Source organism: Roseomonas sp. F4, from assembly GCF_053891155.1.
Genome location: NZ_JBSSHK010000007.1, coordinates 214,480 through 226,655, shown reverse-complemented (window position 1 = coordinate 226,655; position 12,176 = coordinate 214,480). Strand labels below are relative to the sequence as shown.

Below are 12,176 nucleotides of genomic sequence, written 5' to 3'. Positions count from 1 at the left end.
TCGCAAGTCTTGCCCGGCCGCGCGGCGCTTGGGGAGGGGGGCTACAACAGATGCAGGCTTGCCGTGCCGTGCAGCGCCTGCCCCGGCGCCAGTAGATGCATCGCGCCATGCCGCGCCAGCGCCGGGCGGTTCACCACATCCGGGACATGACTCACCGGCTCGACACAGAGCACCGGAATGCCGCGCGGGGCATAGATTTGCAGGTTGCAGGCCCAGTCGCCGGTCGCTTCCAACCGCAGGTCGGGGCCGCCGGAGCGGGTAATCTCCGCCACGCCATCCCAGCCGGCGAAATGCGTGTCGAGCCCTTCCAGCACTGCCTCATCGCCCTGCAGGCCGGCGGAGGGGCGCGGCGCGACGGCCAGGTTGCGGGCATCCCGGCCGAAGATGGTGGTCGCCGCGAAGCGCAGCCGGGTGCCGGGCGGGCGGGTGAAGAAGGGGTGCCAGCCGATGCCCATCGGGGTTGGCGCATCGCCGGTATTGGTCAAAGCGAGGGACAGGCTGAGCCCCTCCGCCGCCAGGGCAACCCGCAGCGTGGCGGCGCAGCGGAAGGGCGGGTGGTCCAGCAGGCAGGACAGTTCCGCGCAGTCCGGCGCCTGGGCCTCCACCTGCCAGACCCGTTCGCGGACGAAACCGTGCAGCGCATGGCCTTCCAGCGGGCGGTTGATCGGCATGACATAATCCTGGCCACCGACCGTGATGCGCCCATCCGCCAGGCGGTTGGTCCAGGGCGCCATCAGGAAGGCGCTGTGCAGCCCGCGATTGGGGCTTTCACCTTCCGGCACCGGCTCCACGATGTTCCGGCCGCGCCAGGACAGGGCGCCGATCGCCGCGCCCTGGCTGACCAGGATGGTGGCGTCCCAGTCACCGGAAGCGATGCGGATCATATCTTGCCCTTGTGCGCCTCGCTCAGGCGCCGTCTCTGTCTGCCGCCAGCCGATGGGGGAAGGCCCCGCTGCCTAGCCAAGCAGGGTCCCCAGGCGGTGTCCATATCGCCCAGGGCCGATCGTCGCCGCGACCGGTGACGCCGTCAGCAGATCCGACACCGCGCCCAGCCAGGCGCGACTTTCAGTCCAGGTCGAACTGGTCGCGCGGCGAAAAACCGTCCTTGCGGGAATATTCGATCGAGGTGTAGCCGCCGCCCTGGTAGCGCTCCTCCACCGGATCGTCTGAGACGATGTGCCCGACCTCGGTGCGGAAATCCTCGGCAGTGTCCTGCGGTTCCCAGCCCAGCCGGTCGCGATGGTCCGCGCCCCAGAAACTGTCGGGGTTCTTGGAGGCGCCCCATACCACGCAGTGCCCGACCTTCTCGGCCAGGACCGTCCGCGTGATGAGGCGCGCCAAGTCCGGATAGGACAGCCAGGTCGCCAGCATCCGCTTGTTGATCGGCTTCGGGAAGCAGGAGCCGATGCGGATATTGACGTTCTCCACCCCGTGCTTGTCCCAGTACATGCGGCCCATCAGCTCGCCATAGACTTTCGACAGCCCGTAATAGCCATCGGGCCGGAAGGCGCAGTCCGCATCCAGTTTACCCTGGTTGCCCTGCGGCCTTTCGTGGAAGCCAATCGAGTGATTGGAACTGGCAAAGACCACGCGGGCGCCGAACAGGCGGGCGGCCTCATAGATATGATACAGCCCGTGCAGGTTGGGGCCGGCCACTTCCTCAAAGGGCTTTTCCACCGAGACGCCGCCGAAATGCAGGATGGTACCGCAGCCCTCCGCCTGACGGACGACGGCGAGCGATTCGGTCAGATTGGCCTTCACGAAAGTCGCGCCCTTCGGCAGCTCGTCCGGGAAGGGCATGATGTCGGTCAGGCGCAGGGTGAAGCCGGCGGCCGACAGCTCCTTCGTCAGCATGCGGCCGAGATTGCCGGAGGCACCGGTCAGCAGGATGGGCTTGGTATCGGACATGCCAAAATTCCTCAGTCGGCGAAAAGCGTGATGGCGGCACCCTGGCCCAGACCCTCGGCGCGGAACAACCCGCCCAGCGTCGGATGGGCCGCGAGCGTCTCGGCACTTTGGCCGGCGCGCAGGCTGGTGACGAAGAGCGTGGTCAGGTCCGGCCCGGCGAAACAGGGCATGGTGGGGGCGGGTACGGGGAAGTCGATCTTGCGGATGATCTCGCCGCTGGGGGCGATGACATTGATGCAGCCGGCGGAGACTCCGGCGGACCAGTAATGGCCCTGCGCGTCGCAGGCCGCGCCATCGGGCCGGCCGGTCGCCGCATCCAGCTCCCGCACCCGCCGCCAGGGGCCGGTGGCGCCGGTCGCGGGGTCGAAATCGGCGATGTCGAGGACCGTGCGGCGGCTGTCGGAATGCCACATGACCCGCCCATCCGCCCCCCAGGCGAGGCCATTGGACACCACCAGCCCGTCGCGCCGCCGCTCCACGCGGCCATCGGGCGTGACTCGCCACAGGCTGCCGGTGGGGTGCTTTTCCGGACGGTCATCCATGCTGCCGATCCAGAAGCAACCATCCGGGCCAACCTTGCCGTCATTCAGGCGATTATGCGCCGGCTCCTCCGGAAAGCTGGCGAAGGGTGTCAGCGCGCCGCTGTCAGGGTCCAGCCGCAGCAGGCTGGCGCGCTGCGCCACCAGCAGCGTGCCGGACCGGCACAAAGCGAGGCTGCCACAGGGCTCCGGCATCGGGTAGCGACGGGTGACGCCCATCGTCGGATCGAAGCGGATGACGCAGGGTGCCAGGATGTCGACCATCCAGAGCACGCCGCGCGCGGCGTCCCAGACGGGGCTCTCGCCGACCTCCGTGCGAAGGTCGGCGGCAAGGCTGAACATGCCGCTCAGCCCTCGTAGCCCAGTAACAGCCGCGGCAGCGTCAGCGACACGGCGGGCCAGTAGGTGGTGAGCATCAGCGCCAAAGCGATGGCGCCGTAGAAGGGCCAGATCGTCCGCATCACCGCCTCGATCGGGATCTTGCCGATGGCGCAGCCGACGAAGAGCACGGCACCGACCGGGGGCGTGGTCAGGCCCAGGCCGAGGTTCATCATCATCACCATCCCGAACTGCACGGGATCGACACCGATCGCCACCACCACCGGCAGGAAGATCGGCGTGGTGATCAGGATCAGCGCCGCCATATCCATGACGCAGCCGAGCAGCAGCAGGCAGACATTGATCATCAGCATGATGACGACGGGATTGGAGCTGATCGCCAGCATCCCCTCCGTCAGCAGATCCGGCAGCCGGTACAGCGCCAGCAGATAGGCGAAGGCGGTGGCGGTGCCGACCAGCAGGAACACCACGGCGGAAGTGCGCACGCTGGCCGCCACGGCGATCTTGAAATCGCCCCAGCTCAGGCTGCGATAGACCAGCACCGTCACCAGCAGCGCCCAGAGCGTGCCGAAGGCGGCGCTTTCCGTCACCGTGAAGACACCGGACAGCACGCCACCCAGGATGATGAAGGCGGTGAACAGGCCCGGCAGCGCATCGACGAAGCGCCAGAACAGGTTGCGGAAGCCGGCCCAGGGCTCCGACGGATAGCCACGGCGCACCGCCATGACATAGGCCGCGATGGCCAGGAAGCCGCACATCATCAGCCCCGGCACGATGCCGGCGATGAACAGCGCGGTGACCGAAATGCCGCCGCCCGCCGCCAGGCTGTACAGGATCATGTTGTGGCTGGGTGGGATCAGGATGCCGGCGATGGAGGATGTCACGGTCAGTGACACCGCATAGTCCACGCCATAGCCCTTGGCCTTCATCGCCGGGATCAGGATGACGCCGGTGGCGGAGGTATCCGCGACCGCCGAGCCCGAGATGCCGCCGAACAGCATGGAGGTGGAGACATCGACCATGCCAAGCCCACCGCGCATCCAGCCCACGGCGGCGGAGGCCAGCGCCACAAGCCGCCGCGCGATGCCGCCATGCAGCATCAGTTCCCCGGCGAAGATGAAGAAGGGGATCGCCAGCAGCGCGAAGATGCTCATGCCCGAGGCCATCTGCTGGAAGGCGACGGCGGGATTGATGCCCTCGTAGAGAAAGCCGACCAGGGCGGCGATGCCGAGCACGAAGGCCACCGGCACGCCGGCGACGACGCCGAGGAAGAAGATTCCGAAGATCAGGAGAAGGCCGAGTTCCACGCGCTGTTACTCCAGGAAGGCCGCGGCCACGCCGCGCTGTTCGGGGCCGTCCTTGTTCAGGATGTCGCGCAGCACCTGTTCGAGGGCGAAAAGGGTCACCAGCCCGCCGCAGACCTGCAGCGGCACATAGGTCCAGCCCTGGCTGATGCCGAGAAGCGGAATCTTGAAGTTCCAGACCATGTCCACGAGTTCCTGCGAATAGACCATCATGGCGAAGCCGAAGACGCCGACGGTCGTGTCGCAGCCCACGGCGATCCAGCGCTGCGCCTGCATCGGCAGGGTCTCGCGGAAGCCGAGCACCGAAAGATGGAAGCGTTCCCGCACGCCCACCGCCGCGACAGGCAGAGCAATGCACAGAATGGAGAGAGTCGCGGCGCGCTCGATCCAGGTCGGGGTATCGTTGAGGATGTAGCGCCCAAACACCATCCACCCCATCATCAGCACCAGTCCGACCAGCGCGATGCCGGCGACCATGACGACGATGTGGCAGAAGATGTCGAGCACGCGGGAAAACATCGCCATGGCGGAGTGCATTCCTGGGGAGCGTTGAAGGCCGGCGGGACAAAAAAAGGGTGGCCCGCAGGCCACCCCTCATCCGATCAAGGCAGGGCGCGAATCGCCTGCACCATGGCGGCCAGGCGCGGCGTCGCCGCGTATTTCGCGTAGACCGGCTCCATCAGCGACGACCAGGGTGTGCGATCGGTGATCTCGATCACCGTGGCGCCCGCCGCCTCGACGCGCTGGCGCGACACACGCTCGCGCTCCGCCCAGAGCTGGCGCTGATGGGTGGCGCTTTCGCGCGCCGCGTCGCGCACGATGGTCCGCTCCTGCTCATTCAGACGCTGCCAGCGCTGGCGCGACACGGCCAGCACTTCCGGCACGTTGGAATGCTCGGTGGTGGAGTAGAAGCGCGCCACTTCGAAATGCCGCGTGCTTTCGTAGGAGGGGAAGTTGTTCTCCGCCCCGTCGATCACGCCGGATTGCAGGCTGGTGAAAACCTCGCCGAAGGGCAGCGGGGTCGGGTTGGCGCCGAGGGCGCGCACCAGGTCGATCCACAGGTCGCTGGTCTGCACACGGATCTTCATGCCGCGCAGATCCGCCGGTGTGCGCACCGGACGGATGGTGTACATGCTGCGCGCGCCGCCATCATACCAGGCGAGCGCGATGATGCCGATCGCCTCCAGGTCCTTGGCAATCTCCTCCCCGGCCACGCCGTCGATCGCGGCATGGGTATGGGCCACGTTGCGGAACAGGAAGGGCAGCGTCACCACATTGGTGGACGGCGCCAGGTTGTTGAAGGGCGACAGGTTGAAATTGGCGAAGTCGATGGAGCCCAGCCGCATCTGCTGGATCGCTTCATCCTGCTGGCCGAGCTGCGCGGAGTGATAGGTGCGCATGCGGATGCGGTTGTTGGTGCGTTGCATCACCAACTGGCCGAAGCGGTCCAGGCCCTGGCCATTGGGATAGTCGGCGGCATGGATGTTCCAGCCGCGCCATTCCTGGGCGGCCGCCGGGCTGGCTGCCCAGGGCAACAGGGCCGCGGCCGCCAGGGCCACGGCGCGGATCGCGCGCATCGCTTTCATTGGGTCCTCTCCTTGGTCCCGCCACCTTCGGATGACGAGTTATACGACATCATACGACTGGCGGGCGCCGCCTTGTCAATTCACCCCCGGGAGGGTTGTGAAGGAACCAGGGAAGGCCTGCCGCGCTGCTGTGCTTGCAGGAGGTACGCATGGACCCCAACGACCCGATGCGGGGGGCCGAGGCGGGCGGGGTGCTGCTGCTGCCCGCCGCCCTTCTGGGCTTCCTGGCCTATCCTGGCGCGCTGGAGCTGGTGGTGACAACACCACCGGCGAATGACCGCTCGACCATGCCGCAACCCGGCTGAGCCCCGAAGCGCCGCTCACAGGACTCCGGCTTGCGGAGCGGCGCTGTCCTGCGCAGCATCCGGCATCCCTGCCGGAAGCGCCCCCGATATGTCGCCTGCCACCCTCGCCGAAGCCGCCGCCGCCCTGGCCGCCGGCACCACCACCGCCCGCGCCTTGACCGAGGCCGCGCTGGCCCGCATCGCGCAGCCGGGGGGAGAGGGCGCGCGCGCCTTCCTGACCGTGCATGCCGACTCCGCCCGCGCCGCCGCCAGCGCCATGGACGCGCTGCGCGCCGCGGGCCGCGCGCCGAGTCCCTGGGCCGGCATCCCGATCAGCGTGAAGGACCTGTATGACGAGGCCGGCCAGCCGACCCGCGGCGGGTCGAAGGCCCTGGCCGATGTGGCGCCGGCCACCGCCACTGCGCCTTCGGTGGCCAGGCTGCAACGCGCCGGCTTCGTCGTGCTGGGCCGCACCAATATGGTGGAATTCGCCTTTTCCGGCCTGGGCCATAATCCGCATTTCGGCACGCCGCGCAGCCCCTGGGACCGGGCGACGGGGCGGCTTCCCGGCGGTTCCTCCTCCGGCGCCGGGGTGGCGGTGGCGGATGGGATGGGGTTTGCGGGGCTCGGCTCCGACACCGGCGGGTCCTGCCGGATTCCTGCGGCGCTGTGCGGCATCGTGGGCTGGAAGCCAACCGCGAAGCGGGTGCCGCTGACGGGCACGCTGCCGCTGTCCTTCACCCTCGACAGTCTGGGACCGCTGGCCAGGTCGGTCGCCTGCTGTGCGGTGCTGGACAGCCTGATGGCCGGTGAGGACGCATGGACCCCTGCCCCGGCCCAAGGCGTCGCCGGACTACGGCTCGGCGTGCTGCAAGGCTATGTGACGGAGAACTGGGACCCGCAGGTCACCATAGCCTTCGAGGCCGCATTGGAAAAACTCTCGGCGGCGGGGGCGCGGGTGGAGTTGCTGACGGTGCCCGAACTCGCGGAGATCCCGAAGGCCAATGCCACCGGCGGCTACGCGGCCAGCGAGGCTTTTGCCTGGCATCGCGGGCTGATCGAGCGGCAGCGCGATGCCTATGACCAGCGGATTCTCTCGCGCATCCTGCGCGGCGGGCAGATGTCGGCAGCCGACTACATCCAGCTCGGCAAGGACCGGGCGCGGATCATCGCCGGTTTTGCGGCGCGCACGGCCGGGTATGACGCCGTGGTGTCCCCCACCTGCCCGCTGGTGCCGCCCGCGATTTCCGCGGTCGAGGACGAGGCGGAATATGGCCGTATCAACCTGCTGCTGCTGCGCAACACCGCCGTCGGCAATTTCCTCGACCGCTGCGCCATCAGCCTGCCCTGCCACAGGCCGGGGGAGGCGCCGGTCGGCTTCCAATTGATGGGCGAGCATGGCGGTGACGCGAAGCTCTTCGCCGTAGCGCAGGCGGTGGAATCCGCGCTGGTGGCGTGACCACGCGCTTCGGCACCCTCCTCGACGGCGAAGCTCCGGCCGAGGGCGCCGAGAGCTTCGCCACATTGCTGGCGGAAGGCGGGGTGGTGGTGGAGCGCATCGCCTCCCACCGCGCCGCCAGCCCGGAGGGTTTCTGGTACGACCAGCCGGGCACGGAATTCGTGCTGCTGGCGCGCGGCAGCGCCACGCTGGGCTTCGCGGATGGCGAGCGCGGCCTGGTGGCGGGGGATTGGGCGGTGCTGCCGGCGGGCTGCCGGCATCGCGTGGTGACGACCAGCGCGGATGCGCTGTGGCTGGCGGTGCATCTGCCGCCCGCGTGACTCAGCCCTGCAACAGCGACACGGCCGGCTGTTCATCCTTCAGCGCGACGCCGGTCAGGCCAAGCTGGCGCGCGGCTGCGACCAGCCAGAGAAGTTTCGCGGCGGCCTCCGCCGGTGACAACCCGCCGGGGCGGATATTGCTGATGCAGTTGCGCTCCGCATCGCGGCGGCCCGGGCGCGGCGCGTGGGTCAGATAGATACCCATGCTGTCCAGGGCCGAAAGGCCGGGGCGTTCCCCGATCAGCACCGCCACCATGGCGGCACCCAGCGCCTGGCCAATCTCGTCCCCGATGGCGACGCGCGCTTGGGTGGCGATGACCGGTGGCGCCACCTCCCAGCCGGCCTTGCGCAGCCCCGTGGTCAGTGCCGCGACCAGCGCCGGCGCCTGGGCCTGCACGCCGGTGGCGCAGAGGCCGTCCGCCACCACGATGGCGAAGCAGCCCGGCCGCGCGGGCAGCGACACACCTTCGGCCAGCCGCCGGCCGAGATCGGGGCGCAGCAGGTAGGTCCGGCGATCCGGCGCCGCGCTCGCCACCACCTCCGCCCCCAGCGCCGCCTGCAAGGCCGGCACGTCCAGCACGGACCAGACGGCATCGCGCGCCTGGGCATGCGCCTCCTGGAAATCGAGATGCGCCGCGGTCGGCAGCCCGTTGCCAACGCGGCCGAGGCCAACGCGTGCCGCCGTATAGCGCCGCAGGTCGCGCCAGAGGACGGGCGCGCTCACAACAGCCCCGCCACCGCCATGGGCAGGCGATCCGGCGTGCGATCGGCAAGCCCCATCCACTCCAGCCATGCGAGAAATTCCGGCGCCGGCGTCTTGCCCAGTGCGGCGCGGACATAAAGCCCGTCATGGAAGGAGGTGGACTGGTAGGCGAGCATGGTGTCGTCCGCCCCCGCCACGCCCATCACATAGGTCACGCCCGCTACGCCGAGCAGCGTCAGCAGCGCATCCATGTCGTCCTGATCCGCCTCGGCATGGTTGGTGTAGCAAACATCCACCCCCATCGGCAGGCCGAGCAGCTTGCCGCACATATGGTCCTCAAGACCCGCGCGGGTGATCTGCTTGCCGTCAAACAGATATTCGGGGCCGATGAAGCCGACCACCGAATTCACCAGCAGGGGGCGAAAACGGCGCGCCACGGCATAGGCGCGGCATTCCAGTGTCTGCTGGTCCACGCCGTGATGCGCATCGGCCGAGAGCGCGCTGCCCTGGCCGGTCTCGAAATACATGCAGTTGTCGCCCAGCGTGCCGCGTTTCAGCGCCAGCGCGGCCTCATGCGCCTCCGCCAGCAGGGACAGCGAGACGCCAAAGCTTTCGTTCAAGGCCTGCGTGCCGCCGATCGACTGGAACACCAGGTCCACCGGCGCACCGCGCTGCATGGCGAGCAAAGTGGTGGTGACATGCGCCAGCACGCAGCTTTGGGTCGGGATGGCGTAGCGGTCGCGCACCGCATCCAGCAGGCCGAGCACGCGGCACAGGTTCTCGACATTGTCCGTCGCCGGATTGACGCCGATCACCGCATCCCCGGCGCCGAGCAGCAGCCCATCCAGCACCTGCGCCGCGATGCCCTTCGGATCATCCACCGGGTCGTTCGGCTGCAGGCGGATGGAGAGCGTGCCGGGCAGGCCGAGCGTGTTGCGGAATTTCGTCACGACGCGGCATTTGGCCGCGATCGCCACCAGATCCTGCAACCGGCAAATCTTGGACAGGGCCGCCACCATTTCGGGCGTCAGGCCGGGAGCGAGCGCGGTGAGCGCGCTGCTATCCGCCTCCCCCAGCAGCCAGTCCCGGAAGCCACCGACCGTGAGGTGCGAAACGGGCGCGAAGGCGGCGGCGCCGTGGCTGTCCAGGATCAGCCGCGTGACCTCATCCGCCTCATAGGGCACCACGGATTCCGACAGGAAGTGCGCCAAGGGCAGGTCGGCCAGGGCGCGCTGTGCCGCCACGCGCTGCGCCGCGCTTTCGGCGGCCACCCCCGCCAGGGCATCGCCGGACCGGAAGGGCGTGGCGCAGGCCAACAACTGCCGCAGGTCGGCGAAGCTGTGGCGCGTGCCGCCGACCGTCGCGGAAAACCCCATGCCACCCTCCCCCATGAGCCCGCCCGGCGGGTTGCCAGCCAGCCCGCACAGGGGGAGGATGCCACAAATCAGGAGGGACGGAATGGACCGCGACAAGCTGGAGATGCGCCCGGAAGCGGACGCCGATTGGCCGGACAGGATCTACGACACCCTGAAGGCCAATGGCATCACCCAGGTCGCCCTCGTCCCCGATGCCGGCCATAGCCGGCTGATCAAGCGCTGCCTCGCCGACAATGAGATGACCGTGGTCACCCTGACCACCGAGGAGGAGGGCGTCGCGATGGTCTGCGGCGCTTGGCTCGGCGGCGCCAAGGCCGTGCTGCTGATGCAGTCCTCCGGCGTCGGCAATTGCATCAACATGCTGTCGCTGTCGCACATCCACCGCACGCCACTGCCGATGATCATTACCATGCGTGGCGACTTTGCCGAGTTCAATCCGGCGCAGGTGGCGATGGGCCAGGCGACGCAGCCGGTGCTGGAGGCGATGGGCACCATCGTCCATCGCGCTGACCGCGCGGAAGATGTGGCGCAGACGGTGGATGCCACGCTGCGCCTCGCCTTCAACACCTTTCGCCCGGCGGCGACCCTGATCGGCCAGCGCCTGATCGGTGCCAAAACCTTCGGGAAGGATTGAGGCGCATGACCGATTATCCGAACCGGCGCGATGTGGTGCGCGCCTTGCTGGAAGATCGCGGCGAGCTGCTGGTGATCGCGGGCCTCGGCGCCTCCGCCTGGGACATCACCGCCATCGGCGACACGCCACGCAATCTGCCCCTGTGGGGCGGCATGGGCGGCGCAGCGATGATGGGGCTGGGCCTCGCTTTGGCGCAGCCATCCGCCAAGGTGCTGGTCATCACGGGCGATGGCGAGATGCTGATGGCCCTCGGCGCGATGGCCACCATCGCCGTCAAGAAGCCGAAGAACCTGTCCATCGTCGTGCTCGACAATGAGCATTACAGCGAGACCGGAAACCAGGAGACGGCGACGCGGCATGGCGTGGACCTCGCCGCCATGGCGCGCGGCGCCGGTCTTGCCAATGCCCGCACGCTGACCACCCTCGAACAGGTGCCCGCGCTGCGCGCTGAAATCCACGCCGGCACGGGCCCCATCTTCGCGGTGACAAAGATCGCGCCGGGCAATCTGCCGCTGGTGCTGCCGCCGCGCGATGGCGCGATCCTCCAGGCGCGTTTCCGCGAGGCCGTGCTCGGCCCCGCCGCCCATCATCAGCTGTGAAGGCCCGAACATGCCGCATGTGATCTGCGTCCGCCCAATCCACGAGGAAGCCATCGCAAAGATGCGGGCGACGCCGGGCGTCACGGTGGAGGTGCTGATGGACCTCTCGCCGGAGTCGATGGCCGCCAACCTGCCCAAGGCGGATGCGCTGATCGTGCGCACCATCCGCATCGACCGCGCCTTCCTGGCGAACTGCCCCAATCTGAAGATCCTGGTCCGCCACGGCGTCGGCTACGACATCGTCGATGTCCCGGCACTGACCGAACGCGGCATCCCGCTGGCCATCACGCCGGAGGCCAATGCCGTCTCCGTCGCGGAACATGCGCTGATGATGATGCTGGCCTGCGCCCGCAAGCTGCCGGCCTTCAACGCCAATATGCACCAGCCGACCCCGGTCTGGGGCGCCCAGGCCAACCTTCCGACCTTCGACCTTCAGGGCAAGACCGTGCTGGTGATGGGCTTTGGCCGCATCGGCACGCGGGTGTCCAAACTCTGCGCCGCCTTCGGCATGCATGTGCTGGTGCGTGACCCCAATGTCGCCAAGGGCAGCATCCGCGGCCTGGGCTTCGAGCCGGTGGATGATGCGGCGGAAGCGGCCGGGCGGGCGGATATCGTGACGCTGCACGTCCCCTCCTCCGCCGAAACGCGCAACCTGGCCGATGCCGCCTTCATCGCGCGGATGAAGCCGGGCGCGGTGCTGGTGAACACGGCGCGCGGCACGGTGCTGGACCAGAACGCCCTGGAAGCCGCGCTCCGCGCCGGCCACCTTTCCGCCGCCGGTATCGATGTGTTCGAGGAGGAGCCGGTGGAAACGCCGATCAGCCTGCTCTCCGCACCCAATCTCATCATGACGCCGCATGTCGCCGCCAGCACGGCGGAGGGGCTTCGACGCATGGCGCTGGATTCCGCCGCCGCCGCCCTGGCCTGCTTCGCCGGCACGCTGGACCCGGATGTGATCGTCAACAAGGAAGTCCTGCCCAGAAGGAACTGAGCTTTGCCTTGCAGACATGCTGACGCATGTCTGCCCTCATGCGCCGGCGGCCACATCCGTGGCCTTGGCTACGCGGCATAGGCCGCGGGCCGCATTCGCGGCCTCGGCCCGCCTTAAGCGATGAAGTCCGAGGT

Annotated in this window: 14 protein-coding genes; 6 read left to right on the top strand and 8 right to left on the bottom strand. The window is 68.6% G+C overall.

The window, feature by feature from the left end; genetic code table 11:
- Positions 1 to 41: 41 nt before the first annotated feature.
- The 6 genes from ACVFYP_RS26660 to ACVFYP_RS26635 all read right to left on the bottom strand — a co-directional run bounded on the left by ACVFYP_RS26660 (position 42) and on the right by ACVFYP_RS26635 (position 5,676).
- A complete protein-coding gene (locus ACVFYP_RS26660) occupies positions 42 to 884 on the bottom strand; it encodes an aldose epimerase family protein (protein ID WP_499203215.1) in 843 nt (280 codons plus the stop codon).
- A gap of 181 nt (positions 885 to 1,065) precedes the next feature.
- Positions 1,066 to 1,908 (bottom strand): NAD-dependent epimerase/dehydratase family protein, encoded by an 843-nt coding sequence (locus tag ACVFYP_RS26655; RefSeq protein ID WP_499203214.1) that lies wholly within the window; start codon positions 1,906 to 1,908, stop codon positions 1,066 to 1,068.
- An 11-nt stretch (positions 1,909 to 1,919) separates the two neighbouring features.
- Positions 1,920 to 2,789: an SMP-30/gluconolactonase/LRE family protein gene (locus ACVFYP_RS26650; protein ID WP_499203213.1), complete on the bottom strand. Its 870-nt coding sequence runs from the start codon at positions 2,787 to 2,789 to the stop codon at positions 1,920 to 1,922.
- A 5-nt stretch (positions 2,790 to 2,794) separates the two neighbouring features.
- On the bottom strand, positions 2,795 to 4,093 hold the full coding sequence (locus ACVFYP_RS26645) for a TRAP transporter large permease (RefSeq protein ID WP_499203212.1): 1,299 nt from the start codon (positions 4,091 to 4,093) through the stop codon (positions 2,795 to 2,797).
- A gap of 6 nt (positions 4,094 to 4,099) precedes the next feature.
- The gene (locus ACVFYP_RS26640) at positions 4,100 to 4,615 is read right to left on the bottom strand and encodes a TRAP transporter small permease (RefSeq protein WP_499203211.1); all 516 of its coding nucleotides are present in this window, start codon (positions 4,613 to 4,615) and stop codon (positions 4,100 to 4,102) included.
- Between the two features lie 77 nt (positions 4,616 to 4,692).
- Positions 4,693 to 5,676 (bottom strand): TRAP transporter substrate-binding protein, encoded by a 984-nt coding sequence (locus tag ACVFYP_RS26635; protein WP_499203210.1) that lies wholly within the window; start codon positions 5,674 to 5,676, stop codon positions 4,693 to 4,695.
- Positions 5,677 to 5,825: 149 nt separating this feature from the next.
- On the opposite strand from ACVFYP_RS26635, the gene ACVFYP_RS26630 reads away from it, so the two are divergent.
- The 3 genes from ACVFYP_RS26630 to ACVFYP_RS26620 all read left to right on the top strand — a co-directional run bounded on the left by ACVFYP_RS26630 (position 5,826) and on the right by ACVFYP_RS26620 (position 7,739).
- A complete protein-coding gene (locus ACVFYP_RS26630; protein WP_499203209.1) occupies positions 5,826 to 5,981 on the top strand; it encodes a hypothetical protein in 156 nt (51 codons plus the stop codon).
- Between the two features lie 88 nt (positions 5,982 to 6,069).
- The gene (locus tag ACVFYP_RS26625; protein ID WP_499203208.1) at positions 6,070 to 7,419 is read left to right on the top strand and encodes an amidase; all 1,350 of its coding nucleotides are present in this window, start codon (positions 6,070 to 6,072) and stop codon (positions 7,417 to 7,419) included.
- Positions 7,416 to 7,739 (top strand): hypothetical protein, encoded by a 324-nt coding sequence (locus ACVFYP_RS26620; RefSeq protein WP_499203207.1) that lies wholly within the window; start codon positions 7,416 to 7,418, stop codon positions 7,737 to 7,739. The genes ACVFYP_RS26625 and ACVFYP_RS26620 overlap by 4 nt, the downstream gene beginning before the upstream one ends.
- Before the next feature lies 1 nt (position 7,740).
- Here ACVFYP_RS26620 and eutC read toward each other — a convergent pair whose 3' ends face one another.
- Both eutC and ACVFYP_RS26610 read right to left on the bottom strand, forming a co-directional pair.
- The gene (gene eutC / locus ACVFYP_RS26615; RefSeq protein WP_499203206.1) at positions 7,741 to 8,463 is read right to left on the bottom strand and encodes an ethanolamine ammonia-lyase subunit EutC; all 723 of its coding nucleotides are present in this window, start codon (positions 8,461 to 8,463) and stop codon (positions 7,741 to 7,743) included.
- Positions 8,460 to 9,818 (bottom strand): ethanolamine ammonia-lyase subunit EutB, encoded by a 1,359-nt coding sequence (locus ACVFYP_RS26610; RefSeq protein ID WP_499203205.1) that lies wholly within the window; start codon positions 9,816 to 9,818, stop codon positions 8,460 to 8,462. Before ACVFYP_RS26610 ends, eutC begins: the two co-directional genes overlap by 4 nt.
- 82 nt (positions 9,819 to 9,900) lie before the next feature.
- On the opposite strand from ACVFYP_RS26610, the gene ACVFYP_RS26605 reads away from it, so the two are divergent.
- Genes ACVFYP_RS26605 through ACVFYP_RS26595 form a run of 3 tightly spaced genes read left to right on the top strand, consistent with a single transcriptional unit; the run spans position 9,901 to position 12,042 of the window.
- A complete protein-coding gene (locus tag ACVFYP_RS26605; RefSeq protein ID WP_499203204.1) occupies positions 9,901 to 10,452 on the top strand; it encodes a phosphonopyruvate decarboxylase in 552 nt (183 codons plus the stop codon).
- 5 nt (positions 10,453 to 10,457) lie between these two features.
- On the top strand, positions 10,458 to 11,051 hold the full coding sequence (locus ACVFYP_RS26600) for a thiamine pyrophosphate-dependent enzyme (RefSeq protein ID WP_499203203.1): 594 nt from the start codon (positions 10,458 to 10,460) through the stop codon (positions 11,049 to 11,051).
- 10 nt (positions 11,052 to 11,061) lie between these two features.
- Entirely contained in the window at positions 11,062 to 12,042 is a 981-nt protein-coding gene (locus tag ACVFYP_RS26595; protein ID WP_499203202.1) for an NAD(P)-dependent oxidoreductase, read from the top strand.
- The last annotated feature ends 134 nt before the right edge of the window (positions 12,043 to 12,176 follow it).

What these genes read in the sequence shown, in the direction of transcription:
- ACVFYP_RS26660 (WP_499203215.1), bottom strand. Translation starts at nt 884, where the DNA reads ATGATCCGCATCGCTTCCGGTGACTGGGACGCCACCATCCTGGTCAGC.
- ACVFYP_RS26640 (WP_499203211.1), bottom strand. Translation starts at nt 4,615, where the DNA reads ATGGCGATGTTTTCCCGCGTGCTCGACATCTTCTGCCACATCGTCGTC.
- ACVFYP_RS26655 (WP_499203214.1), bottom strand. Translation starts at nt 1,908, where the DNA reads ATGTCCGATACCAAGCCCATCCTGCTGACCGGTGCCTCCGGCAATCTC.
- ACVFYP_RS26650 (WP_499203213.1), bottom strand. Translation starts at nt 2,789, where the DNA reads ATGTTCAGCCTTGCCGCCGACCTTCGCACGGAGGTCGGCGAGAGCCCC.
- ACVFYP_RS26600 (WP_499203203.1), top strand. Translation starts at nt 10,458, where the DNA reads ATGACCGATTATCCGAACCGGCGCGATGTGGTGCGCGCCTTGCTGGAA.
- ACVFYP_RS26595 (WP_499203202.1), top strand. Translation starts at nt 11,062, where the DNA reads ATGCCGCATGTGATCTGCGTCCGCCCAATCCACGAGGAAGCCATCGCA.
- ACVFYP_RS26605 (WP_499203204.1), top strand. Translation starts at nt 9,901, where the DNA reads ATGGACCGCGACAAGCTGGAGATGCGCCCGGAAGCGGACGCCGATTGG.
- ACVFYP_RS26635 (WP_499203210.1), bottom strand. Translation starts at nt 5,676, where the DNA reads ATGAAAGCGATGCGCGCGATCCGCGCCGTGGCCCTGGCGGCCGCGGCC.
- ACVFYP_RS26630 (WP_499203209.1), top strand. Translation starts at nt 5,826, where the DNA reads ATGGACCCCAACGACCCGATGCGGGGGGCCGAGGCGGGCGGGGTGCTG.
- ACVFYP_RS26610 (WP_499203205.1), bottom strand. Translation starts at nt 9,818, where the DNA reads ATGGGGTTTTCCGCGACGGTCGGCGGCACGCGCCACAGCTTCGCCGAC.
- ACVFYP_RS26625 (WP_499203208.1), top strand. Translation starts at nt 6,070, where the DNA reads ATGTCGCCTGCCACCCTCGCCGAAGCCGCCGCCGCCCTGGCCGCCGGC.